Annotated in this window: 27 protein-coding genes; 20 read left to right on the forward strand and 7 right to left on the reverse strand. The window is 73.4% G+C overall.

The genetic code is table 11. From position 1 onward, the window contains the following. Positions 1–35: 35 nt before the first annotated feature. Complete coding sequence (locus QSK20_RS15865; protein ID WP_285789355.1) at positions 36–1,604, reverse strand: FAD-dependent oxidoreductase; 1,569 nt, start codon at positions 1,602–1,604, stop codon at positions 36–38. Between the two features lie 183 nt (positions 1,605–1,787). Then, positions 1,788–2,273, reverse strand: a complete 486-nt coding sequence (locus QSK20_RS15870; protein ID WP_285789356.1) for an MSMEG_6728 family protein — start codon at positions 2,271–2,273, stop codon at positions 1,788–1,790. Between the two features lie 90 nt (positions 2,274–2,363). Here QSK20_RS15870 and QSK20_RS15875 point away from each other — a divergent pair, with 90 nt between their 5' ends. Then, the gene (locus QSK20_RS15875; protein WP_502888907.1) at positions 2,364–4,172 is read left to right on the forward strand and encodes a potassium channel family protein; all 1,809 of its coding nucleotides are present in this window, start codon (positions 2,364–2,366) and stop codon (positions 4,170–4,172) included. 62 nt (positions 4,173–4,234) lie between these two features. Here QSK20_RS15875 and QSK20_RS15880 read toward each other — a convergent pair whose 3' ends face one another. Both QSK20_RS15880 and QSK20_RS15885 read right to left on the reverse strand, forming a co-directional pair. Continuing rightward, positions 4,235–5,470, reverse strand: a complete 1,236-nt coding sequence (locus QSK20_RS15880) for an APC family permease (RefSeq protein WP_285789358.1) — start codon at positions 5,468–5,470, stop codon at positions 4,235–4,237. 10 nt (positions 5,471–5,480) lie between these two features. Then, on the reverse strand, positions 5,481–6,257 hold the full coding sequence (locus QSK20_RS15885; protein ID WP_502888909.1) for a phosphatase PAP2 family protein: 777 nt from the start codon (positions 6,255–6,257) through the stop codon (positions 5,481–5,483). Between the two features lie 302 nt (positions 6,258–6,559). Here QSK20_RS15885 and QSK20_RS15890 point away from each other — a divergent pair, with 302 nt between their 5' ends. After that, entirely contained in the window at positions 6,560–7,768 is a 1,209-nt protein-coding gene (locus QSK20_RS15890; protein WP_285789360.1) for a DUF4032 domain-containing protein, read from the forward strand. 128 nt (positions 7,769–7,896) lie between these two features. Here QSK20_RS15890 and nagA read toward each other — a convergent pair whose 3' ends face one another. Genes nagA through QSK20_RS15905 form a run of 3 tightly spaced genes read right to left on the reverse strand, consistent with a single transcriptional unit; the run spans position 7,897 to position 10,882 of the window. After that, on the reverse strand, positions 7,897–9,006 hold the full coding sequence (gene nagA / locus QSK20_RS15895) for an N-acetylglucosamine-6-phosphate deacetylase (RefSeq protein WP_285789361.1): 1,110 nt from the start codon (positions 9,004–9,006) through the stop codon (positions 7,897–7,899). After that, entirely contained in the window at positions 9,006–9,956 is a 951-nt protein-coding gene (locus QSK20_RS15900; protein WP_285789362.1) for an ROK family protein, read from the reverse strand. The genes nagA and QSK20_RS15900 overlap by 1 nt, the downstream gene beginning before the upstream one ends. Next, on the reverse strand, positions 9,953–10,882 hold the full coding sequence (locus tag QSK20_RS15905; RefSeq protein WP_285789363.1) for an SIS domain-containing protein: 930 nt from the start codon (positions 10,880–10,882) through the stop codon (positions 9,953–9,955). Before QSK20_RS15905 ends, QSK20_RS15900 begins: the two co-directional genes overlap by 4 nt. A gap of 195 nt (positions 10,883–11,077) precedes the next feature. On the opposite strand from QSK20_RS15905, the gene QSK20_RS15910 reads away from it, so the two are divergent. The 18 genes from QSK20_RS15910 (at position 11,078) to QSK20_RS15995 (ending at position 24,062) form a co-directional block, all read left to right on the forward strand. Next, complete coding sequence (locus QSK20_RS15910; protein WP_145837415.1) at positions 11,078–11,863, forward strand: DeoR/GlpR family DNA-binding transcription regulator; 786 nt, start codon at positions 11,078–11,080, stop codon at positions 11,861–11,863. A 112-nt stretch (positions 11,864–11,975) separates the two neighbouring features. Beyond that, the gene (locus QSK20_RS15915) at positions 11,976–13,208 is read left to right on the forward strand and encodes a hypothetical protein (RefSeq protein ID WP_285789364.1); all 1,233 of its coding nucleotides are present in this window, start codon (positions 11,976–11,978) and stop codon (positions 13,206–13,208) included. 272 nt (positions 13,209–13,480) lie between these two features. Then, positions 13,481–14,389: an ATP-binding cassette domain-containing protein gene (locus QSK20_RS15920; RefSeq protein WP_502888919.1), complete on the forward strand. Its 909-nt coding sequence runs from the start codon at positions 13,481–13,483 to the stop codon at positions 14,387–14,389. Next, positions 14,386–15,402: an ABC transporter permease subunit gene (locus tag QSK20_RS15925; protein WP_285789366.1), complete on the forward strand. Its 1,017-nt coding sequence runs from the start codon at positions 14,386–14,388 to the stop codon at positions 15,400–15,402. Before QSK20_RS15920 ends, QSK20_RS15925 begins: the two co-directional genes overlap by 4 nt. 176 nt (positions 15,403–15,578) lie before the next feature. Next, complete coding sequence (locus QSK20_RS15930) at positions 15,579–15,986, forward strand: DUF3263 domain-containing protein (RefSeq protein ID WP_285789367.1); 408 nt, start codon at positions 15,579–15,581, stop codon at positions 15,984–15,986. Between the two features lie 297 nt (positions 15,987–16,283). Then, entirely contained in the window at positions 16,284–16,703 is a 420-nt protein-coding gene (locus QSK20_RS15935) for a hypothetical protein (RefSeq protein ID WP_285789368.1), read from the forward strand. Between the two features lie 69 nt (positions 16,704–16,772). After that, a complete protein-coding gene (locus QSK20_RS15940) occupies positions 16,773–17,624 on the forward strand; it encodes a hypothetical protein (protein ID WP_285789369.1) in 852 nt (283 codons plus the stop codon). Positions 17,625–17,729: 105 nt separating this feature from the next. Continuing rightward, complete coding sequence (locus QSK20_RS15945) at positions 17,730–18,239, forward strand: GNAT family N-acetyltransferase (protein ID WP_285789370.1); 510 nt, start codon at positions 17,730–17,732, stop codon at positions 18,237–18,239. 275 nt (positions 18,240–18,514) lie between these two features. Then, complete coding sequence (locus tag QSK20_RS15950; protein WP_285789371.1) at positions 18,515–18,964, forward strand: hypothetical protein; 450 nt, start codon at positions 18,515–18,517, stop codon at positions 18,962–18,964. 2 nt (positions 18,965–18,966) lie between these two features. Next, entirely contained in the window at positions 18,967–20,229 is a 1,263-nt protein-coding gene (locus QSK20_RS15955; protein WP_285789372.1) for an SRPBCC family protein, read from the forward strand. Then, positions 20,226–20,690: a gas vesicle protein GvpJ gene (gene gvpJ, locus QSK20_RS32255; protein WP_285789373.1), complete on the forward strand. Its 465-nt coding sequence runs from the start codon at positions 20,226–20,228 to the stop codon at positions 20,688–20,690. The genes QSK20_RS15955 and gvpJ overlap by 4 nt, the downstream gene beginning before the upstream one ends. Position 20,691: 1 nt before the next feature. Next, the gene (locus QSK20_RS15965) at positions 20,692–21,447 is read left to right on the forward strand and encodes a GvpL/GvpF family gas vesicle protein (protein ID WP_285789374.1); all 756 of its coding nucleotides are present in this window, start codon (positions 20,692–20,694) and stop codon (positions 21,445–21,447) included. Between the two features lie 3 nt (positions 21,448–21,450). After that, positions 21,451–21,735: a gas vesicle protein GvpG gene (locus QSK20_RS15970; protein WP_285789375.1), complete on the forward strand. Its 285-nt coding sequence runs from the start codon at positions 21,451–21,453 to the stop codon at positions 21,733–21,735. Positions 21,736–21,741: 6 nt separating this feature from the next. Next, positions 21,742–22,164 carry a gas vesicle protein GvpO gene (locus QSK20_RS15975; protein WP_285789376.1) on the forward strand — a complete coding sequence of 141 codons (423 nt, stop codon included), beginning with the start codon at positions 21,742–21,744 and terminating at the stop codon, positions 22,162–22,164. 1 nt (position 22,165) lies between these two features. Next, complete coding sequence (locus QSK20_RS15980; RefSeq protein WP_285789377.1) at positions 22,166–22,531, forward strand: gas vesicle protein; 366 nt, start codon at positions 22,166–22,168, stop codon at positions 22,529–22,531. Further along, positions 22,521–23,453, forward strand: a complete 933-nt coding sequence (locus tag QSK20_RS15985; RefSeq protein WP_285789378.1) for a GvpL/GvpF family gas vesicle protein — start codon at positions 22,521–22,523, stop codon at positions 23,451–23,453. The genes QSK20_RS15980 and QSK20_RS15985 overlap by 11 nt, the downstream gene beginning before the upstream one ends. A gap of 1 nt (position 23,454) precedes the next feature. Beyond that, on the forward strand, positions 23,455–23,679 hold the full coding sequence (locus tag QSK20_RS15990) for a gas vesicle protein (protein ID WP_285789379.1): 225 nt from the start codon (positions 23,455–23,457) through the stop codon (positions 23,677–23,679). Then, positions 23,676–24,062 carry a gas vesicle protein K gene (locus tag QSK20_RS15995; protein ID WP_285789380.1) on the forward strand — a complete coding sequence of 129 codons (387 nt, stop codon included), beginning with the start codon at positions 23,676–23,678 and terminating at the stop codon, positions 24,060–24,062. The genes QSK20_RS15990 and QSK20_RS15995 overlap by 4 nt, the downstream gene beginning before the upstream one ends. Positions 24,063–24,098 lie beyond the last annotated feature (36 nt).

The following is a 24,098-nucleotide window of genomic DNA, read 5'->3' on the forward strand; positions in this document are numbered from 1 at the left end:
CTGCCGTCCAGCTTATTCGTACATAGGTTCTAGTTTCATGAAATGGCCATTTTTCTCCCCTGCGTCGACGTGCCCCGCCGCGACGCCAGCAGGCCCCGGGGGCGGACCGACCGGACCGGTTCGGCGGCTCCACCCTCGGCGCGCAGGACGTGGTTGGCGGCGATGATCCCGGTCGCCGCCGCCCGCTCCATCAGCGCGCTCGGGAAGTCCGTGCGGATCCCGTCGCCGGCCAGGTAGAGCCCGGCCGCGTCGGTGCGTACCCCCGGACGGGTCGCGTGGCCACCCGGCGCGAACGCCGGAGCCCGCGCCTCCACCCGGGCCCGCAGGTCGCGCACCCGCAGCCCGGCCACCTCCGGCCAGAGCGTCCCCAGCTCGGCGCGCATCCGCTCGGCCAGCACCTCGGCGGTCACCCCCGGCTCGCAGGCGTACGCGTGCAGCTCCACCACCGCGCCCCCGGTGTGCCGTGCCCAGCGGCGGGACTCCTGCTCCAGCCGGTGGTAGAGGGTCACCGAGTCGAGGGTGGGTTGCCGGGACACCCCGCTGAACACCGCCCGTCCGGCAGCCACGTCCCCGTCGAACCAGTAACGCGCCACCGCGTACGGCGGACCGGGCGTGCCGAACGTCGGTGCCCGCGCCACCAGCTCCGGAGCGACCGCCGTCAGGCCCGGGGAGCCGCCGACCAGCGCGGCGAGCGCCGGCGGGTCGAGAGCCAGCACCACGTGCCCACCCCGGTACGCCATCCCGTCGTCGGCCGTCACCCGCCAGGCGTCCGCGTCGCGCTCCAGCGCGGTGGCCCGCACCCCGGTCAGCACCCGACCGCCGTGCCGCCGCACGTGCTCGGCCAACGGGTGCCACACCGCCGTGGCGTAGTCCTCGTCCGGGGCGTCGAACGCCAACCCCTCGGCGTTGCCGAGCAGGTAGAAGTGGAACTGCGCGACCATCTCGGCGGCGGACATCTCCGCCTCGTGGTTGAAGAACGAGTGCGAGAAGACCTCGAAGAGCATCGCCCGGGCCCGGTCCGGCAGCCGCAACGAGTCGAGCAGTTCCCCGGCGGTCCGACCGTCCAGTTCGGCGTAGGTGTGCTCCGGGTCGTACGTCAGCAGCGGCAACGCCGCGTCCCGGTCCATCCCGCGCAGGTCGCGCAGGCGCACGCTCGGGCTGCGCAGCAGCAGCGCGAGCAGGTTCGCCGGCGGGGCGGGCGGGAGCCGGCCGAACTCCTCGGTCGGCCAGCGGGCACTGAGGATCGGGTAACCGGGGACCGGCCTGAGGAAGCCGAGCGCCGGGTCGACCCGGCGCAGGATCGACCGCCAGTTGTAGTACTGCCGGAAGAAGGCGTGGAACCCGTGCTCGACGACCTGCCGGCTGCCGTCGGCGAGGGTCTCCGGCCACGCGCCGAGCCGCCCGCCCAGGGCGGGTGCCGCCTCCAGCACGGTGACCCGTACGCCCCGCTCGGCGAGCACCACCGCCGCCGACATGCCCGCGATGCCGCCGCCGACCACCACCACGTCGACCGGGTGCGGCACGTGCGCGGGGCCACCGCCGCCCGGGTCGACCACGTGTTCCCGTACGCCGATCAACCGGCCGACCCGCTGGGAGAGCGCCATGCGCCCCAGTGTGCACCAGTTGTCGGATTGTCGCCGGGTGCGTGCGCGCCATGCCGGTGGGTGGGTGTTCGCCGGGTGCATGGGCACCCTGCACGGTGGTTGCAGGGTGCCGCTGCACGGCAGGGTGGTTGCAGGGTGCCCCTGCACGGCAGAAAGCGGTAACAGGGGTCCCCTGCTACCACCTCAGGCGGGTGGCAGGCACCGGCGCGGGCGGTCGGAGTCGGGCCAGACGTACTCCAGGTCGGGCGGGACGTCACCGAAGATCGGGCGGTAGTGGTCGGGGTCCTTGCGCAGGAGCGAGGACCGGTGACTGAGGTGCAGGTCGGCCCGCCCCAGCCAGGGCGGAAGTTCACCGGCCCGGGCCAGCTGGTCCTGGTCGCGCACCCGGGAGACGCCGCAGGCTTCGGCGAGGTCGGCGGTCAGCGTGGTCGCGCAGGTGTCCGCCCGTCCCGGAGCACACCACACCGTGCAGACGTCCAGCCCGTACCGGACCAGCGCCTCCTCGTACCCGGCCCACATCCGTACCGCCGGATGGTTGCGCCAGCCGTACCCCGGCCGGGTCAGCCCGCGCAGCACCTGGATCGCCTCCACCCGCTGCTTGCCGAGGCGGCGCTGGTCCAACGCCAGCGCGCTGGCCGTGAAGTCCGGGTACGGCAGGAAGGTCTGCACGATCCCGCTCTACCCACCCCGGGCCGGCGCATGCCTGCTGGCGATCATGCGGGCCACGGCGGCTGGGGGGCACTGGCTACCATGCCGCACATGGCGGAGCCTCTGCTCGACCGTGCCTGGCGGGCCAGCCGGCGGTTACGGGCCAACGCGGGTTCCCGCCCCCACTACGTGGTCTGCGGGCACGATCCGCTCGCCTACTGGGTGGTGCGGGCGCTGCTCGCCGGCGAGGTGTCCACCGGCCGGATCCGGGTCACCCTGATCGTGCCCGAGCGGCGTCGCTCCGACGGGCCGGACGGCCGGGACATCCACGGCATCGACGTCGTCCTGGCCGACCGGCTGGACGAGGCGGCCTTCCGCCGGGCCGGGCTGGCCGGCGCGGACGGGCTCGCCCTGCTGCACCAGGACGACGTGGGCAACATGCACGCCGCGCTCTGTGCCCAGGAGGTGGAGCCGAGGCTGCGCCTGGTGGTCCGGATGTTCAACACCGGCCTGGCCAACGGCGTACGGCAGATCTTCCCCGACTCGGCGGTGCTCTCCGACGCCACCATGGCCGCTCCGGCGTTCGTGGCCGCCGCGTTGGGCGAGGTCGCCCCGACCCACTTCCGGCACGCCGGCCGCACCCTCTACGTGGCCCGTCGCGACGACGTCCGCCCGGAGGAGGTCGTCTGCGCGGTGGCCGACACCCGCGACGCGGGCGAGGTGCGGGTGCTCCCCGCCGACGAGTCCACTGCGGACGTGGTGCTCGCCGAGGCGAGCGGCCGGATGCCCGGCGCCGAGCTGGCCGCGCGGCGGCTGGCCCGGGCCCGGCGTACCCGGCGTCGCCGCCGGCCGGCCGTGGTGCTTCTCCGGGCGGTACGCAGCTTCGCCACCCGCAAGATCGGCGTCGCGGTGCTGGTGCTGCTCGCGGTGATCGGGTTGCTCGGCTGGCTCAACGCCCGGGCCGCGCACCTCAACTGGGCGGACGCGCTGTACCTGACCCTGGTCACCACGCTCAGCGGCCAGGATCCGGACCCGAACAAGTCCCTCGCCGAGCAGGTCATGCAGGTGGTGCTGAGCATCGCCGGGCTGGCCCTGATCCCGCTGATCACCGCGGTGGTGGTCGACGGCGTCGTGAAGGCCCGGCTGGCTCTGCACTCCGGACGCATCCAGCCGGAACGCTCCGGGCACGTGGTGGTCGTCGGCCTCGGCAACCTCGGCACCCGGGTGATGGCCCAACTGAACGACTTCGGCGTCGAGGTGGTGGCGATCGACAAGATCCCCGAACCGCGCGGGGCGTCGTTGGCGCGGCGGCTCGGCGTACCGCTGATCGTGGGCGACGCGGCGCTGGAGGAGACGCTGCAGGCGGCTTCGGTGGGGACCTGCCAGGCGCTGGTGGTGGTCTCGACCGACGACGGAGCGAACCTCCGGGCCGCGTTGAACGGCCGCGCGCTCAACGACGAGCTGCGGGTCGTGCTACGCCTCTTCGACGGCGACTTCGCCGAACGGGTCCAGCGTGCCTTCGGCATCGGCATCTCGCGCAGCGTGTCGTACCTGGCCGCGCCGTCGTTCACCGCCGCGCTGCTGGACCGCGCGATGATCGCCACCATCCCGGTCGGCCGGCACGCGCTGCTGGTCACCGAGGTCTCGGTGGCGGCCGGGTCGCCGTTGGACGGTCGCGCGCTCGCGACGGTCGACCGTCCCGGCAGCGTACGACTGCTCGCGTACGCCCGTGCCGGTCAGCCCCGCAGCGAGTGGGCACCCGACCCGCGCATGGTGATCACCGCGGGGGACCGGATGACGGTGCTGGCCCGCCGGGCCGGCCTGAACGCCCTGCTCCGCGAGACCGCCCCACCCGAACCGTCCGCCCTCGGTCCCGTGGACGACCCGCCCGCCCCGTCCGCCGGCTCCGGCGACGAGTAGACCGACTCGACGTGCGGCATACGGGGGTGTCCGTGCGGGCGGAGAGCCCGTCATGCCGCAACTCATGATGACCGGGCTGGGCGGCGGAGGGCGTACCAGATCGTCCCGAGAACGAGGACGCCGAAGCCGGCGAGCACGCTCGACAGTGGCAGGTTGACCACGAGCAGCAGGCAACCTACCAGCCCGGCCACCGCCAGCGCCCGCACCGGCAGCCGCCGGCCCGGCTCCCGTCCCAGCGTCAGCGCGGCGGCGTTGGTGATCGCGTAGTAGACCAGCACCGTGCAGGACGAGAAGCCGATCGCGCCCCGTACGTCACCGAGCAGCACCACGACGATCACCACGGCGGCGACGGCCAGTTCGGCGCGGTGCGGCACCCGGTGCCGGGGGTGCACGGCGGCGAGGGCGGCCGGCAGGTCACGGCGACGGGCCATCGCCAGCGTCGTCCGTCCCACCCCGGCGACCAGGGATAGCAGCACCCCGGTCACCGCGACGGCCGCCCCGGCGCGGACCACCCAGGCCAGGTCGGGCAGTCCGGCGGCGATCACCACGTCGACCAGGGGCGCGGCGGAGGTGGCCAGCGCGTCACCGAGCACGCCGGCGGTCACCACCGCCAGCGCCAGGTAGATCGCCAGCACGATGCCGAGGGCCAGCGGCACCGCGCGGGGAATGGTGCGCTCCGGGTCACGGACCTCCTCGCCGAGAGTGGCGATCCGGGCGTACCCGGCAAAGGCGAAGAAGAGCAGCCCGGCGGCGGTGAGCACGCCCCGGGCGTGACCGTCGAGGCCACCGATCCGGTCCGCGGAGACCGCGCCCGCCCCGGTCAGCGCGACCAGGGCCAGCACCGCCAGCACCACGCCGACCAGGATCTTCGTCGCGGTCGCGGTCTTCCCGATACCGCGCAGGTTCACCCCGGTCACCGCCACCACCGCGCCGGCCGCGACGAGTCGCGCCTGCCCCGGCCAGAGGTACGCCCCGATGGTCAGCGCCATCGCCGCGCAACTCGCCGTCTTGCCGACCACGAACCCCCAGCCGGCGAGGAAACCGGCGTACCCACCGAGCCGCTCCCGCCCGTACACGTAGGTGCCGCCGGACTCGGGATAGCGGGCGGCGAGCCGGGCCGAACTGGTCGCGTTGCAGAACGCGACGAACCCGGCCAGGGCCACTGCGAGCAGCAGGCCCACGCCGCCGGCCGCGGCGGCGGCCGGCGCGAAGACCACGAAGACGCCCGCGCCGAGCATCGACCCCAGACCGATCACCACGGCATCGGCCAGACCCAACCGTCGCGCCAGTCGTTCCACGACCGTGACCCTAGGGGGACGAGATGAACGGGCGGTTCCAGTTCCGCAGACGCCCCGGCAGCGGTACGTCGTCCCAGGGCACCCGGTGCAGGATCCGGTCCAGCAGCAGCCCGAGCAGCAGCCCGGCCACCGAGTCGGTCAGCCAGTGCCAGCCCAGGTAGGTCGTGGTGAACATGACCACGACCGGCGGGACCACCCGGACCACGGTGACCAGCCGGGGCGACATGCTGCGGCCGTAGCTGCGCAGCAGCGGAGCGAGCAGCAGCGCCAGTACGCCGTACCAGACGATCGCGTTGGCCACGTGCCCCGACGGGTACGACTGGGCGAAGCGCAGCGGCAGCTCGTCCTGGAAGAGGGGGAGCGTCTGCTCGGGTGGGAGGTACGGATCCTTGACGCTGGCGCTCGGCGCGGGGCGTGCCGTCCACACCTTCAGCGGGCCGATGGTGAAGTACGTCAGCGCGAAGGCCACCACGCTGGGCAGGAGTGGACGCAGCGAGTGGAGCCGGACCACCAGCAGCAGTCCCATCCCCGCCGTGAGCAGCGTCAGCGGGGTGCCCTGCCCGAGGTAGTTGAAGACCACCGCGATGCCGTGCGCCACCGGGGGCCGGTGCGCGTCGGCCCAGTCGGCGACCGCCCGGTCGATGCCGAAGAGACGGCGGTCGGCGAGCGCCACGGTGATCGCCACCAGCCCGGCCAGCAGCAGCACGTCGAACCACCAGCCGGCGGGACGGACCGGCCGCAGCCATGTGTCCCGTCGTACCGTGTTCGGCTCCCGCACGCCGATCACGCTACCGGCCGCCGCCGACGCCCCCGTGCGGCCCCGGCACGCACCGTTGTCCGGCGGCGGCCGGGTGGTTGTGCGTCGCGCGGTCGTGCGTCGTGCGGTTGTGCGTCGTGCGGTTGTGCGTCGGGTGGTCGCGCGTCGGGTGGTTGCAGGGGACCCCTGCTCGTCAGAAAGCGGTAGGAAGGGCCCCCTGCAACCACCCGACCACCCTGCGCACCGGGACCACCGGCGCGGTGGGACATCAATGGCTGTGTGCCCAGCCACGAAGGGAGGCGCGGTGCGGGCGGAGCCGGCATGCTTGTCCCGTGCGGATCACTTCGGCTCTCGTCGACCCGGCGCTGCTCGACCTACCCTGGTCGACCCCGCTGGAGGAGTGGCCTGCCGAACACCTGGTGGCCCTCCCGCAGGGCATCTCCCGACACATCGTCCGGTTCGTGCGGATGGGCGGCTACGTCTACGCGGTCAAGGAGACCAGCGAGCGGGTCGCCGAGCGCGAGTACGACCTGCTCCGGGCACTGGAACGGATCGACTTTCCCGCCGTGGAGGCGGTGGCGATCGTCGCCGACCGACACGACCCGGACGGGCAGCCCCTGGATCCGGTGCTGATCACCCGGCACCTCCAGTTCTCCCTGCCGTACCGGGCGCTCTTCTCGCACACGCTCCGTCCGGAGACCCTGGAGCGGCTCCTCGACGCGCTCGCCGCGCTGATCGTCCGGATGCACCTGACCGGCTTCTTCTGGGGCGACTGCTCGCTGTCGAACACCCTGTTCCGTCGGGACGCGGGCGCGTTCGCCGCCTACCTGGTGGACGCCGAGACCGGGGCCCTGCGCAACTCCCTCTCCAACGGTCAGCGGGGCGAGGATCTGGAGATCGCCCGGGTCAACATCTTCGGTGAGGCGCTGGACCTCCAGGCCGCCGGTCTGCTGCACGAGTCGATCGACCCGGAGATGGTCTGCGAGGAGGTCGTGCAGCGGTACGAGCGGCTCTGGCACGAGGTCACCTACGAGCAGCAGGTCGAGCGGGACGCCCGCCACGACATCGAGCGGCGGATCCGGCGCCTCAACGACATGGGCTTCGACGTCGCCGAGGTGTCGCTCGCCACGATCGACGGTGGGCGCTACCTGATCCGCCCGAAGGTCGTCGACGCCGGCTACCACACCCGGCGTCTGCTCCGGCTGACCGGCCTGGACGCCGAGGAGAACCAGGCCCGCAAGCTCCTCAACGACCTCGACGCGTACCGGGCGGAGAGCGACCTCACCGACGAGCAGCAGGCTGCCCACCGCTGGTTGACCGAGGTGTTCGAGCCGGTGGTCCGGGCGGTCCCCGCCCACCTGCGGCACAAGCTGGAGCCGCAGGAGCTGTTCACCCAGATCATCGAGCACAAGTGGCTGCTCTCCGAGCGGGCCGGCCGCGACGTCGGCATGGGCCCGGCGGTGCAGTCGTTCCTCAACGACGTGCTGGTGCACCGCCCCGACGAGCAGGCCGTGCTCGGCGTCGACGTCGCCGACGTCTGACCTCCGGCCACACCACCTGTGGAGCCGTCCGTGCGGACGGGGCAACCCCCCGCTGCCCGCGGGTGGTTGCAGGGGGCCCTTCCTCATCAGAATGCGGTAACAGGGGGCCCCTGCTACCCACCCGGCGGTCAGTCCAGCCACTCACCGCCGCGCATCACCCGGAGCACGGTGAGGTCCTCGTCGAGGACGACCAGGTCGGCGCGGAGACCGGCCTGCAACGCGCCGAGGCGGTCGCCCAGGCCGAGCGCACGGGCCGGGGTGGTGGCGACCATCCGGCAGACGTCGGACATGGCGATCCCGGCGGCCACCGCCTGCCGCAGCGCGGCGTCCATGGTGAGGGTGCTCCCGGCGATCGCGCCGTCCCGGGTGAGTCGGGCCACCCCGTCGGCCACGGTGACCGACTGTCCGCCCAACTCGTACTCGCCGTCGGCCATGCCGGCGGCGGCCATCGCGTCGGTGATCAGGGCGGTCCGCTCGGGGCCGGCGACGGAGGTGGCGAAGGCGAGCATCCCGTCGTGCAGGTGCACGCCGTCGGCGACCAGCTCACAGACCACGTTCGGGGCGGAGAGCAGGGCCACCGCCGGTCCGGGCTCGCGGTGGTGCACCGGGCGCATGCCGTTGAACAGGTGGGTGGCGACGCTGGCCCCGGCGGCGATCGCCGCCCGGGTCTGGTCGTAGCTGGCGTCGGTGTGCCCGATCGCCGCGACCACCCGCTCCCCGGTGAGCAGCTTGACGGCGTCCAGCGCCCCGTCACGTTCCGGAGCCAGGGTGACCATCCGGACCGCGCCCTCGCCGAGTCGGATCAACTCGGTCAGTTCCTCGGTGGACGGGTCGCGGAGGAACTCCGGGTTCTGTGCGCCGCACCGAACCGTCGACAGGTACGGACCCTCGAAGTGGATGCCGGCGAGCACGCCCTCCCGCACCAGCGGGGCGAACGCCGTGGTGGCCTCCCGCATCAGCGCGAACGGGGAACTGACCAGGCTGGCCAGCAGGGTGGTGGTGCCGTGCCGCAGGTGGAACGCGGCGGCCCCCCGGGCGGCCTCCGGGTCGCCGGTGGTGAAGGTGTGCCCCCCGCCGCCGTGGGTGTGCATGTCGACGAAGCCGGGGACGATCCACTGGCCGTCGCGCGCCGTCGGGTACTCCGCGACCGCCCGGATCCGACCGTCACCGATCTCCACGCACCCCTGACGGATCACGCCGGTCGGGGTCACCACCTTGCCGGTCACCCGTTGGGTCATCAGGGCTCCAGAGAGTCGAGGGCGAGCAGGGCCGCACCGAGACAGCCGGCCTCGTCGCCGAGTGTGGCGGCGACCAGACGAGGCTCCCGGTGGAAGGTCATCCGTTCCCGCAGTGCGGTACGGAGCGGGTCGAACAGGTGTCGTCCGGCCCGTACCAGGCCGCCGCCGAGCACCATGGTCTGCACGTCGAAGAGGGCCTGACCGGTGGCGAGCCCGTCGGCGAGCGCCTCGACGGCGCTGCTCCACACCTCCCGGGCCAGTTCCTCACCGGCCACGGCCCGCTCGACCACGTCGGCGGCGGTGCTCCCCGGCAGGCCCGACAACTCGGCGTAACGGCGGCCGATCGCGGCGGCCGACGCCACCGCCTCCAGGCAGCCGACGCGTCCGCAGCCGCAGCGTGGGCCGTGCGGGCGTACCAGGATGTGGCCGATCTCCCCGGCGGCGCCGTGCGCGCCGACGGCGGCCGACCCGTCGACCACGTGGGCGGCGGCGATGCCGGTGCCGACCGCGACGAAGAGCACGTGCCGGGTGTCGTGACCGGCCCCGAGCCGGGCCTCGGCCAGGCCCCCGGCGCGCACGTCGTGGCCGAGCGCCGTGGGCAGGCCGAGCCGTTCGGTCGCCAGCTTCCGCAGGGGTACGTCCCGGAAGCCCAGGTTCGCCGACCAGACCGCCACCCCGGTGGCCTCGTCGATGACGCCGGGGACGGCGACGCCGAGCGCCCGGGGGGTGAGCCCGTCGGCGCGGGCCCGGTCGGCGAGTCCCTCGGCGACGTCCAGGATGGTGTCCACGACCGCGTCGGGGCCCCGGTCGGCGCCGGTCGGGTGCCGTTCCGCATGGATCACCGTGCCGTCCGGGCGGACCAGGGCGCACTTCATGCCTGTTCCGCCGACGTCCAGTGCGACGACCACCGACTCGCCGACCCGGCCGGCGACGGGCGGGCCTGCGGTCACGCGAGCACCACGGAGCGGGACAGGTGCCGGGGCGCGTCGGGGTCGAGGCCCCGGCAGGTGGCGAGCGCGACCGCGAAGCGCTGCGCCAGGATCAGGTCGGCCATCGGGTCCACCGGGTTGCGCCCAGCGGCCCACCGTCCGAGCACGGTGCGACAGCCGTTGGTACGGCTGTGTACGAAGGCCGCGCCGGTGGCCGCGACGTCCTCGGCGAGCCCGTCCGGGATCTCACCGAAGGCCCAGACCAGCCGGCCGGGGGCGGCGATCGAGATCGGCCCGTGCCGGTAGTCCATCGCCGGGTACGCCTCGGCCCAGAAGGTGGCCGCCTCCCGGCACTTCAGCGCGGCCTCTTGGGCCAGGCCGACGGTCCAGCCCCGGCCGAGGAAGGTGGCCTGTTCCACCCGGGCCGGGTCGAGCGGCAACGGCGCGCGGACGGCCACCTCGGCGTCGGCGGCCAGCGCGGGGACGTTGTCGCCGAGGTGGGCGCGGAGCAGGGCCAGGGCGGTGGTGGCGAAGCGGGTCTGCACCACCGACCGCTCGTCGGCGAAGGGCAGGGTGACCACGGCGTCGGCCAGACGCGTCGCGGGGGAGTCCGGGTCGCCGACGATCACCGTGGTCGGCAGGTGACCGCGGAGCGCGGCGAGCAGGTCGGTGACCTCGGTGGTGGTGCCGGAGCGGGTGATCGCGATGAGCCGGTCGTAGCGGCGGCCGACCGGGAACTCGGAGGCCTGGAAGGCGTCGGTCTCGCCCAGCCCGACAGCCTCGCGGCGGGCCGCGTACGCGCTGCTCATGAACCAGGAGGTGCCGCAGCCGACGACGGCCACCCGCTCGCCGGGGCGAGGTAGCCGGTCGGTGACGGTCGGGGCGAGGTTCGCTGCCTCGCGCCAGCAGTCCGGCTGGCTGGCGATCTCCGCGTCCACGTACGCCATGAGAACTCCTCGTAGGGGAGGCTGTGCGCATTACGGCTCGTTAGGGGCATGTTTCGAGCGCCATTCTGCGTGAAGTCGGGGGGTCATGGCAACCGCTTGCGCGTTCGCGCAACGCATTGCTTTGCGCGCCCGCGTTTCGCGCACTACTGTGCACGCAATCGCTCACGTTCCGTGCAGTCAGGGGAGGCCCCCGCAGTGGACCGGTACGCCCGATGGAACGCCCTGCTGGAGATGCTGACCGACGACGGTCGAGTCAGCGTCGAGGAGGCCGCCGAGCGGCTGGACGTCTCCCAGGCCACCATCCGTCGGGACTTCGACCAGCTCGCCCAACAGCAGATGATCACGCGTACCCGGGGCGGTGCGGTCGCCAACGGGGTCTCGTACGACCTTCCACTGCGCTACAAGACCGCCAAGCACTCGGCCGAGAAGCAGCGGATCGGGGCCGCCGCCGCCGCGCTCGTCTCGCCCGGCACCGTGGTCGGCCTCAACGGCGGCACCACCAGCACCGAGGTCGCCCGGGCGCTCGCCGTCCGGCCCGACCTGAACACCAGCGCCGAGGGTGCCCAGCTCACCGTGGTCACCAACGCCCTGAACATCGCCAACGAGCTGCTGGTCCGGTCCCGCATGAAGATCGTGGTGGCCGGCGGGGTGGTGCGGCCGAAGTCGTTCGAGCTGGTCGGCCCGCTGGGCGGCGCGCTGCTGCGCGAGGTCACCCTGGACGTCGCGCTGCTCGGGGTGGACGCGATCGACCCGCACCTCGGGGCCGCCGCCCACCACGAGGGCGAGGCGGCGATGAACAACCTGATGGTGGCCCGAGCCCGGCGAGTGGTGATCATCGCGGACTCGTCCAAGCTCGGCGGTCACGCCTTCGCCCGGATCTGCCCGGTGGACCGGGTCGAGACCCTGGTCACCGACTCGGGGGCCGCGCCCTCCGTGGTCGAGGAGTTCCGGGCCGCCGGGGTCACCGTCATCTGCGCCTGAGCGGGCAGGCGCAGTCGGAAAGCCGACAGTCGCGAACGGCGGCCGGCCGCTGGCGGACTGGAAGGGTGTCGACGTGGCTTCCCGGCCACGGCCACCCTCCGGAGGTCATCACATGTCAGGACTGAGGATCGGGCTCACCGCGATCTTCCTCACCATCGGTGGCGTGCTCACCGCGCCCGCGGGGCTCGCCGCTCCGGCGTCCGACACGGCGCCTCCGGTGGTCGAGGGCATCACGGTGACGCCCGACGACGTCTCCGTCTCCGGTGTCGACCTGGTGCCGGTCACCGTCTCCGTCCACCTCACCGACGAGTCCGGGGTCGAGGTCGTCTCCGGAATGGACGGCGTCCACCTGCCCCACGTCACGATCACCCGGGTGTCCGGCGGGCCGGCGGTCACCGAGGGCGTGGAGTTGGCGCTCACGGCCGGCACCGCGCGGGACGGCGTGTGGAGCGCGACGGTCCAGGTGCCGTCCACCTGGAAAGGTGTCTGGGCGGTCAGCCGGGTGGTCGCGGTGGACTCCGGGGGGCGGAGTCTCGACATCGATCCCCGGAACTCCCCACTGGCGGCGACCCTCGACGTGTCGGGAACCCACCTGCCGGCCGTGACCATGGAGTTCGCGCCCGACCCGTTGGTCGGCGACGGCCGGTTGACGGTCCGGGGCAGGTTCTTCTACCAGGACACCGGGAAGGGCATCCCCGACCAGCCGATCTTCTTCGGCGTCGACAACTCCTGCGTCGAGCACCCGGGGGCGCCCAACGGCAGGACGGCCGCCGACGGCTCGTTCTCCAAGGTGTACCCGACGGCTGACCGTTCCCTGCGCTGCGTCGGCATCCTGCGCCCGTCCAACGTCTCGGTGTCACCCTCGTTCGTCGTCGCCGCGTCCCGGCATCCCCGGATCAGGCCCGCCGTCACCGCCACGGCCGACCGGACCAGCGTCCCGGCGGGCACGAAGGTCACCTTCACCGGCACGGTCAAGCCCGCCGGCGAGACCGGTGTCGAACTCCAGGAACAGGTGGACGGGGCCTGGCGCACCATGGTCGACGGCACGGTCCCGGACAAGGGTCGCTTCACGCTCGCCGTCACGCCGAAGGGGGCCGGCGGCCACCAGTACCGGGTGGTCGTCCCGGACCCCGACCGGGAACTGGTCGGCGCGTCGCGGACCATCGTCGTCCAGGTGGCGGGCTCGGGGACGGGTGGCGGGGACGATCCCGGCACCCTGCCGATCACCGGGCTGCCGCCGGTGCTGCCGATGGCGGGAGGCGCGTTGGTAATCGTCTTCGCCGGGATCGGACTGACGCTGGTCGGCCGGCGACGCCGGGTGCCGGCGGGGTCCGTCGGCCGCTGACCGGTTCGACCGGTCACCGGAGTCCGGTCCGGGTGCTGTCCGTCCAGGGTGCCGTCCGGGCTCGGTGCCTGGTCGGGAACGTCGTCGTCGGGAGGAGCGTGCGCGACGACGGCGTTTCCGCCCCCACTATTGCGGATAACACAGTATTGTCTCTCCCGTCATAAACCCGAGCGGGGGAGGTCAACGTGCCCGCCGTGCTGGAGATAGAAGGTCTACGCAAGACGTACAAGAGCCGGAGGCGCGGCGAACGGCACGCGCTCGACGGCTTCGACATGCGGGTCGACGCCGGGCAGGTGCACGGCTTCCTCGGCCCGAACGGATCCGGCAAGACCACCACCCTGCGTACCCTGCTCGGTCTGATCCGGGCGAACGCGGGCCGGATGGCGTTGTTCGGCCGTGAGGTCCCGGCCGCGTTGCCCGAGGTGGCCGGGCAGGTCGGCGCGATCGTGGAGAGCCCGCAGTTCTTCCCGCACTTCTCTGCGCGGGACACCCTCTCGCTGCTCGCCGGGGCCGGGAACGTCGCGCCTGGCCGGGTCGACGAGGTACTGGAACTGGTCGGGCTCCGCGACCGGGCCGGCGAGCGGGTCAAGACGTACTCGCTCGGCATGAAGCAGCGCCTCGCGGTCGCCTCGGCGCTGCTCAAGGACCCGAAGCTGCTGATCCTCGACGAGCCGGCCAACGGCCTCGACCCGGGCGGCATCCGGGAGATGCGCACGCTCATGCGCGACCTGGCCGCCTCCGGGATGACCGTGGTGCTCTCCAGCCACATCCTCGGCGAGATCCAGCTCATCTGCGACTCGGTCACCATCATCTCGCTGGGCCGTCGGGTCGCCTTCGGACCGGTCGACGAGGTGCTCGCCCGCTACTCCGGCGGCGCGGTACGGGTGCGGCTGGAGGCGGTCACCGACCTGCCGCTCGCCGCCGAGACGCTGCGCCGGTCCGGTCTGCAGGTCACCGGGTACGACGACCACCTGATGCTGGCCGGCGTGGACAAGCCGGCCACGGTGACCCGGCTCCTCGCCGAACACGGTCTCTACGTCAGCGAACTCGCCCCGGTCACCGCCGACCTGGAGAGCGTCTTCCTGGAACTGACCGCCACCGCGCCGGTTCCCGGCCAGCACCGTCAGGTCGACGAGTCCCGCAAGGTCGGCGGCCACAACCAGGGAGGGCGGAGCGCATGAGCCTGTACGTCACCGAACTGCGTCGCCTCGGCAAGCGCCGCTTCACCCGGTACATGACCCTGATCGGCCTGCTGGTGCTCCTCGCCGTGGCGGTCGGCACGTTCCTCACCAACCAGAAGATCGGCCCGGAGCAGCGCGCCGCCGCCGAACGGACGGCCCAGGCGCAGTACGAGGAACAGGTCCGCTACAGCCAGCGCGAGCGGGACGCGTGCGAGCGGGCGGAGGCGGCCGGGGAACCGAACGACAACCGGTTCCCCGACGACTGCTCGGTCATCACCCCGCCGCCCCGTGACTCGTTCGAGGCACAGTGGTTCCTGCCGTCGACCTTCGACTTCCGGAGCAACTTCGGGGAGACCCTGGTCACGTACGCGGCCATCCTGGGGTTGATCGCCTTCGTGGTCGGCGCCTCCTTCGTCGGTGCCGAGTGGAGCACCGGCGGCATGATGAACCTGCTGCTGTGGCGGCCGAAGCGGCTCAACGTCCTGCTGACCAAGCTGGCGGCGCTGCTCACCGGCGTGGTCGCGGTGACCGTGCTCGGGCTGCTCGCGTGGACGGCCGCGTTCTGGGCGGTCGGCTCCTTCCGGGGCAGCACCGCCAGGATGACCTCGGGCGTCTGGCAGTCCTTCGCCCTCACCGGCCTGCGCGGGTTCGCGTTGGTGGTGGTCGCGGCGGTGGTCGGGTTCGCGCTGGCCTCGCTCGGCCGGCACACCGCGTTCGCCCTGGGCGGCGTGCTCGCGGTGGGCGTCGTCGGGCAGTTCGGCCTCGGCGTGGTGCTCGCCCTGGCCGACGTGAAGTTCCCCGAGGCATGGCTGATCCCCACCTACGGCCTGGCCTGGATGGGGAAGGAGATCAAGCTGGAGAACTACGACGCCTGCAACTTCTCGGTGTCCGGGGGCTGCGAGCCCGATGTCCTCACCATCACCTGGCAGCACTCGTCGGTGCTGCTCCTCACCGGGCTGGTGCTCGCCCTCGGCGCAGCCCTCTGGTCGATGCGCCGTCGCGACATCGCCTGAGCACGCCGCTGGGGTGCCTGCAGGGGTCCCCTGTTCATCATTTCCGGTGAGCAGGGGGCCCCTGCAAACACCTGGGCGGCGGCACGTCGGACGTGCGATGCGTGGCTGGCCCAACCTGGTTACCCTGGGGTTCCCCGGTTGGCGTCGCCCGGCCGGCCGCCTGCCCGAGGAGCGCCATGCAGCCGTCCGCCGACGCGTTCCCCGGCCGTGCCGACCGCACGGAACCAACGTCGTCGTCCGCGCGCGGGGTGCCCCCGCCCCGGTCCGCCCCGGAGGTGGAGTCCGCCCCGCCCGGCCCGGAGAGCGTCTCCGAGGTGCCGTCGGCGCAGGATGCCGGCGGTTCGGGACCCGCGGACGGTCTGACCGAGCGCGAACGGGGGATCCTCGCCTTCGAGCGGCACTGGTGGCGGCACGCCGGTGCCAAGGAGCAGGCCATCCGGGACACCTTCAGCCTCTCCGCCACCCGGTACTACCAACTTCTCAACGCGCTGCTGGACAATCCGGCCGCTCTCGCCGCCGACCCGTTGCTGGTCGGCCGGCTGCGTCGGCTGCGCTCGTCCCGGGCCCGCAACCGCCGTCGCTGACCCGACAGTGGCCGTGGCGGGCGGAATCGCCGCCGGAAGCCGGTGACGGTCGGAACGGCCGGGGTGCCGACGGACCGGGCGGGTCCGGAAGCGCCGCCGTCGCCCGGCGGGTGCCCTCGCACCCGGGCAGGTCCGAGAGCGCTGCCGTCGACAGTCGCGTGCTGTCGCATCCGGGCAGATCCGGAAGCGCTGCCGACCGTCGGGGTGCGGTGGAAACCGGGGCATGTCCGGGGGCGGGGCGGGTAGGCGGGTGCTGGTCCCGTCCGCAGCGGGGTCGGGGCGACGAGGGGAGCGCGCATGGCCGCAGGATGGTACGCCCAGCGTCCCGCGCCGCTGCTGACCGCCGCGCTGGCCGGAGCGGTCGCGGGCTGGCTGGCCCGGTCCCGGGCGGCGCGTCGGAACGGGGGTGCGCCGACCGTGGCTCAGTCGACCGCGCGGGAGGCGACCGTGGCTCAGCCGACGACGCCGGAGCCGACCGCGCCGGAGCCGACCGTGGCTCAGCCGACCGGGCCGGAGCCGACCGCGCCGGCCGGAGGGCGGTCGGCTCCGACCGGGCCGACGCGGGGGCCGTCCCCGCTGCCGGAACCCGTGCCGTTTCCGGAGGGGATGGCGGTCGACGCGCCGTACACCGCCGAGGAGCCCTACACGGGGCGACCCCGGTACGCGCCGGCGGCGCGTCCGTGGCGAACCGACGTGCCCGGCGGTACGCCACCCTGACGGACCCCGACGTCCCCGACGGCATGCCACCATGACGGACCAGTCCGGCCACCGACGGGAGGACGATCGATGATGCAGGTCAGCTCCGCTTCCACGGCGGCGCCCGGCCGGCTGGAGAACGAGGACGCGGTCTTCCGCCTCGGGCCGCTGGTGGGAGTGCTCGACGGCGCGACCGTGCCGGACGGCTTCGACACCGGTTGCGTCCACGGTCCGGCCTGGTACGTCCGGCACCTCGCCGCCCGGATCGGGCTCGCCGAGGCGACCCGTCCGGCCGCCACCCTGATGAGCAATCTGGCGGCGGCGATCCTGGCGGTCCGGGCGGACCACGGCGGCGCCTGCGACCTGGACCACCCCGGTACGCCGTCGGCCACGGTCTGCCTGCTGCGCGACGGCGGGGATCGGGCCGACTACCTGGTGCTCTGCGACAGCCCGCTGGTGCTGGACACCGGCGGCCGGGTGGCGGTGGTCTCCGACGACCGGCTGGACACCGCCCTGGCCGACCTGCGTGCGGTCGCCCACACCGTGCCGGCCCGCGCCGCCGACGACCCGGCCACCCGGTTCCGTCGGGCGGTCGCCGTGCAGCGGGAACGGATGAACCGTACGCACGGCTACTGGGTGGCGGCCAGCGACCCGGACGCGGCGTACCACGCGGTGACCGGGTCGGTGCCGCTGCGCGGGCCGAACGCGCTGCGCCGGGCGGTGCTGCTCAGCGACGGAGCGTCCTGCGCGGTCGAGCAGTTCGGCCTGTTCGGCTGGGACGGTCTGCTGGACCTGGTCACCACCGAGGGGCCGGGGGCGTTGCTCGAACGGGTCCGGGCTGCCGAGCGGGAACACCCGGACCGGTTGCGGCGGACCAAACGTTCCGACGACGCGTCGGTCGTCCTGTGCGAGTTCCCGGAGCCGGCCGACCCCGGAGCGTGACCAGGAACACTCACCCCCGCCGACCGGCTGGTACCGGCCGGCCGGACCGGTGGTGCCCGGCGGAAGGGTGGACGCCGGTCGGGTGGGGCCGGCAGACTGCGGCACGTGGCAGGTGCGGTCCGGCTGGAGCCGGTGGACGAGCGGAACCTGGAGCCGCTGCTCTCGGTGGCCGCCGCCGAGGCGGAGCCGAGTGACGTGATGCCGCCGGTGGAGGCGCCGGCCGGCTGGTCGGCGGCTCGTCGGGAGGCGTTCCGCGAGTTCCACCGGGCCCACTTCGGCGGCTTCGACGGCCCGACCGGCACCGTCATGTTCGCGATCCTGCTCGGCGGCGAGGTCGTCGGCATGATCAGGATGGCCCGCCGCGCGGAGCCCGGCACCGTGGAGACCGGGATGTGGCTGGGGCGTTCGGCCCGGGGCCAGGGAGTCGGCGCGGCGGCCCTGCGGGAGCTGCTCAACGTCGCCGCCGCACACGGCATGCGCACCGTGGCCGCCGAGACGACCGTCGACAACACCGGGGCGTTGGGCGTGCTCGCCCGGTGCGGCGCGAAATTGCGCTCAGACGGCGAGAACGTACGTGCGGAAATCTGTCTTGATTCCGCCCCGCCCATGCCGTAACTCGTTTTCTCCGCCTTTTTGAAAAGCGTCGTGAACTATCTGTTCCCGACTGCCCGTCTGTCCGGTTCACCCTGCTCGTCGGTTTGTCAGTGCTGTTCTGACCTGCTCCGGTAATCACTTCCCGAGGTTTTGTGGGCAGGGGTCAGGGTACTGCCGACCAGTCCGTAGAAATGGGACTGCCCGAGTGGACGCCGTTGTCGTGTTCAGCCCCCGGTAATTGTCATGACCGCGCGTATCGGGCTTTCGCACCGCACCGGGGAGGTAAGGAGTGCACCATGAAGAGCGGGACACGAATCGGGCTCGCCGTCGGTCTCGGCTACGTCCTCGGCCGGCGTCGCCGGCTGCGTACCGCGCTGACCCTGGCCGCCGCCGTGGCGGCCGGACGGATGAGCCGGGACCCGGCCGGACTACGCAAGCTCGGTGACCTGGTGCAGGCGTCGCCCCAGTTGAGCAACCTGAGCCGCCTCGGGGGGCCACTGGTCGGGGCTGGCCGGGCGGCGGCGACCGCCGCCGTCGGCAGCGGCATCGACGCGGTCAGCGGGAAGCTCCGGGGCCGGGCCGACGCGCTGCGCGGGAAGGCCACCGGCGGCGGTGACGGTGACGGTGAGGACCGCGGTGACGGCGGGGACCGGTCCGATCGCGGTGACGGCGGTGACGGTGGTGGGCAGCGCGACCGTCGTGGACGGCGTGACTCCGGCGACAGCGCCGGGCAGCGGGGGTGGTGACCGTGTCGGTCCCCTCGAACCCGGGCCTGAACCTGCGCGGCAGGCTGCGCGACCAGTTGCTGCGTGACGCGCGGGACCTGGTCGGGGCGATCGGCGAGCGCGCCGTGGCCGTGGTGACCGAGCGGGTGACCGGCGCGACCGGTCGGCTCAGCGAGTACGCGAAACAGGGAGGCGGGCCGGGCCTGGTCGCGGCGGCGACGGGCGCGCAGAAACTCGCCGAGGGCAAGTCGCCGGTACGGGCGATGGTCGGTGCCGGTCTGGCCGGCGGTAAGGAGAAGTTGATGGCGGCCATCGGTGCCCGGGGCGGCAAGGGCAAGGGCGGGAAGAAGCTGAAGGTCACCAACATCGTCGAGACGATCGAGGTGGGCGTCCCGCTGCGGGCGGCCTACAACCAGTGGACACAGTTCGCGGACTTCCCGAGCTTCATGAAGAAGGTCGAGAACGTCGACCAGGAGTCCGACGAGAAGCTGACCTGGAAGGCGCAGGTTCTCTGGTCGCACCGGACCTGGGAGTCAACCGTCGTCCAGCAGGTGCCGGACTCGCACATCCACTGGCGCTCCAAGGGCGAGAAGGGGTCGGTCGACGGGACGGTCAGCTTCCACGCGGTGGCCCCGGACCTCACCCGGATCCTGGTCGTGCTCGAGTACCACCCGCAGGGCCTCTTCGAGCGCACCGGCAACCTCTGGCGTGCCCAGGGCCGCCGGGTACGCCTCGAACTGAAGCACTTCGTCCGGCACGTGATGACCCAGACCGTCCTGGATCCGGATGAGGTCGAGGGCTGGCGTGGCGAGATCCGCGACTCGCGGGTGGTCAAGGACCACGAGACCGCGCTGCGTGAGGAGCGGGAGCGCGCCGAAGCCGAGTCGCAGGAGCAGGAGCAGGAGCGGGAGCGGGAGCCCGAGGAACCGGAGGAGGGTGAGGAGCCGGAGGAGGCTCCCCGGGAGCGTCGTCGTCCCGCCGGCCGGGCCCGCCGCCCGGCGCCGCGTCGTCGCCCCGCCGAGGAGGAGTACGAGGACGAGTACGACGAGTACGACGAGGAGCCGGAGGAGGAGGAACCGGAGGAGGAGGAACCGCCGCGTCGCCGGCGTCCGGAGCGGGCCGGCCGTCCGCAGCCCCGCGAGGAGGGACGCTCCCGCGAGGAGGGACGCCCTCGCGAAGAGGGACGCTCCCGCGAGGAGGGACGCCCTCGTCCGGCTGCCCGGCGTACCTCGGAGGGCCCCCGTCGGCCCGTGGTCCGGCGTCGGCGTGAGGACCGGGACGAATGAGCGCCGGACCGGGCGGGGGTGCCGCGCTGGACCGGGGCACCACGTCGAGCCTGGCGGACGTCGTCGAGATGGTCCTCGACAAGGGCGTGGTGATCGACGCCCAGGTGGTCGTCGGGGTGATCGGCATCCCGCTGTTGGAGATCAACGCGCGGGTGGTGGTGGCGAGCGTCGAGACGTACCTGCGCTTCGCCGAGGCGGTCGACCGGCTGGACATCACGCCACGCGGTAAGTCCGGCCTGGGCGGGGCGGTGGAGAACGTCACCGACGCGGCCAAGGGGATCACGTCCGGGGTCGGCGAGACCGTCCGGGGCCTCGGCGGGGCGGCCGGGGCACTCGGCGGTGGTGCCGGAGACGAGGACGAGGACGAGGACGACTACGACCGGGACGAGGCAGGTGCCGACCGGGACCGGGAACGCTCCTCCGGTCGTCGCCGGGCGGACCGGCGGAACGGGGGGCGCTGAGATGGCCGGGCAGAGCGGCATGTTCGTCTACGGCATCGTTCCGGCGGACGTGGAGCCGACCGAGGACGCGGTCGGGGTGGGCGACCCGCCGGGCGAGGTGACCGCCGTGGTCCACGGTGAGCTGGCCGCCCTGGTCAGCGAGGTGGACCTGGAGCAGCCGGTGGGTCGGCCGGTGGACCTCTCCGCGTACCAGGAACTGCTGGACGGGACGGCGGCGGTGGCCCCGGTCGTGCCGGTGCGGTTCGGCACGGTGGTCACCGGCAGCGACGCGGTGCACGATCTGCTGGACGCCCACCGGGACCGGTTCCGGGCCGCCCTCGACGAGCTGGAGGGACGGACGCAGTACACCATGCGCGGCCGGTTCCACGAGTCGGAGCTGATGGGCGTGCTGCTCGCCGAGAAACCGGGCGCGGCGGACCTCGCCGAGCAGGTGCGCGGACAGCCGGAGGCGGTCAGCCGGGAACAGCGCATCCGGCTCGGGGAGATCCTCAGCCAGGCGGTGGAACTGCGCCGGGAGGCGGAGACCCGGGAACTGGTCGACGTGCTCGGCCCGGTGGCGGTCACCAGCACGGTCCGTCCACCAGGGCACGAGATGGACGCGATGCACGTGTCGTTCCTGGTCGACGTCGACCGGGCGGACGAGTTCGCGGCGGTGGCGGAGGAGTTCGCCGACCAACGCCGGGAGCTGGTCCGGATGCGGCTGCTCGGCCCGCTCGCCCCGTACGACTTCGTCGACGCCCACCACCTGGCGGGGTGAGCGGTGGCGATCGAGATCCTGTGGTCGTTGCTGACCCTCCCGTACGCACCGGTGCGCGGGCTGACCGCGGTGCTCAAGGTGGTGGCCCGGGAGGCGGAGGCCCGGCAGCAGAACCCGGTCCACATCCGCCGTGAGCTGGAGGAGATCGACGCCGCCGCGGCGGCGGGCGAGCTGACCGAGGAGGAGCGGAACCGGTTGCAGCAGCAGGTGCTGAACCGGCTCGTCAGCCCGGCCGGGACGAGCGGCGGGATGAGCGGCGGGACGGGCCGACCGACGCGAGGGAGGTGAGCGAGGGTGCGGACGCAGCGGAGCCGAGCGGGGTCCCGGTCCGCCGGTGAGGACCGGCGCGAGCCGGCCGACGACCGGTACGCGGAGGATGACGACCGGTACACCGACGACGACTACTCCGACGACGAGTCGTACGAGGACGAGTCGTACGACGAGGAAGAGGAGGTCGAGCCGATCCCGGCCGGCCAGGCGGCCCGGCAGGCGCTGCGGCAGCTGAGCGGGCTCACCGGTCGGGACCCGTCCGGGGTGACCTCGGTGCAGCCCAACGGGAACGGCTGGCGGGTCGGGGTGGAACTGGTGGAGGACCATCGCATTCCGGCGTCGACCGACCTGCTCGGCCTCTACGAGGTCGACCTGGACGCCGACGGCGAGGTGCTCTCCTTCCGGCGGGTCCGTCGCTACCAGCGCGGCAAGGGCGAGGTGGGCTGAGATGACCATGGGACAGGTCCCCTCGGTGGTGCAGAACTCCGGGCAGGTGCTCCCGGCCGGGCACGACCCGGCGAACCTGGGCGACATCCTCGAACGGGTGCTCGACCGGGGCATCGTCATCGCCGGTGACATCCGGGTCAGCCTGCTCGACATCGAGCTGCTGACGTTGAAGCTGCGCCTGGTGATCGCCTCGGTCGACACCGCCCGGCAGATCGGCATCGACTGGTGGGAGCACGATCCGTGGCTCAGCTCCCGGGCCCGTCCGCCGGTCGAGCCGGGACCGCGCGATCCGGAGGAGGTCGAGGCCGAGCGGCGACCACGGATCGCCGCGCGTAGCGAACGTCTGGAGGAGCGGGATGGGGCCTGATCCGGTCGTCACGACCGCACCCGCCGGCACCGGCACCTGGCTGCACGGCATCGTCCCGGCGTCCGTCGCCGGAGCGCTGGCTCCGGTCACCGGACTCGCGGACACCCCGGTGCGGGTGGTCCGCGGGTCCGGCCTGGCCGCCGTGTTCAGCGCCGTCCCGCTCGACGAGTACGGCGAGCAGCCGCTGCGCCGCAACCTGGAGGACCTGGTGTGGCTGGAGCGCACCGCCCGGGCGCACCACCGGGTGGTGGACGTGCTGGCGCGCACCGGCCCGGTGGTGCCGGCCCGGCTGGCCACCGTGCACACCGACGAGCGCCGGCTGGCCGTGCTGCTGCACGACCGCCGGGCCGACCTGACCGCCACCCTGGCCCGGCTCGCCGGTCACCAGGAGTGGGGCGTCAAGGGGTACGCGCTGCCCGGTGCTCCGGCCCCCGCCGGGGGCGGCGCGACCGCACCGGGGACGGCTGCCGGTGGCGCGGGAGACCCGACGGTGGACCCCGGTGGTGCGGCGACGCCGACGGTGGACCGCAGTGGTGCGGGAACCGCGGCGGTCGACGTCGGTGCCGCAGGGACCCCGGCGGCCGGCGGCACCGGAGCGGGCGCCGCCTACCTGCGGCGGCGTCGGGCCCAGTTACGGGCCCGGGAGACCGGCCAGCAGGCCGCGGCGCAGAGCGCGGCGGCGGTGCACACGGAACTGGCCGGCCACGCGGCCGAGGCCCGTCGGCACACGCCGCAGGACAGCCGGCTCTCCGGCGCGTCCCACCCGATGGCGCTCAACGGCGCGTACCTGGTGCCGGTCGAGGGGCTCGCCGGGTTCCGGGCGGTCGTCGCGGCCCTCGCCACGCGTCACCCGGCGCTCCGGCTGGAGCTGACCGGCCCGTGGCCGCCGTACTCCTTCATCGTCGGGCAGCCGGGGGGCTGACATGGCGACCACCTCACTGGTGCCGAGCAGTGCCGACGATCCGCTGACCTACCAGACGATCGCCCTGGTGGACCTGCTCGACCGGGTCCTCGCGACCGGCGTGGTGGTCAGCGGCGACATCACCATCTCCATCGCCGACGTCGACCTGGTGTACGTCTCGCTGCGCGCCCTGATCTCCTCGGTCGGCGCGCTCACCCCGCCCGAGCCGCCCGGTGGCCTCGGATGACCGCCCCCGAGGACCCCGGGTCGGCCCCACCGGACGAGGCCGCCGCGCTGGCTGCCGCGCTCGGCGAGCCGCAGTGGCGGGCACCCCGGGTGACGCCGCTGGACCGGCGACTGGCGGTGGACCGGGACTCGGTGGAGAAGGGCCTGGCCAGCCTGGTGCTGACCGTCATCGAACTGCTGCGTCAGCTGATGGAACGGCAGGCGCTGCGCCGGGTCGAGCTGGGTGACCTGACCGACGAGCAGGTCGAGCGGATCGGGATGACCCTGATGGCGCTGGAGGAGCAGATGGCCGGACTGCGCGAGCACTTCGGCCTGGCGCCCGAGGACCTGAACCTGGACCTCGGCCCGCTCGGCCCGCTGCTGCCCACCGACGGGTCACGGTGACCACCGCCGGTCCGGTCGCGCACCGACCGGACCGGC

Source organism: Micromonospora sp. NBRC 101691 (assembly GCF_030269285.1).
Classification (GTDB): Bacteria; Actinomycetota; Actinomycetes; order Mycobacteriales; family Micromonosporaceae; genus Micromonospora; species Micromonospora echinospora.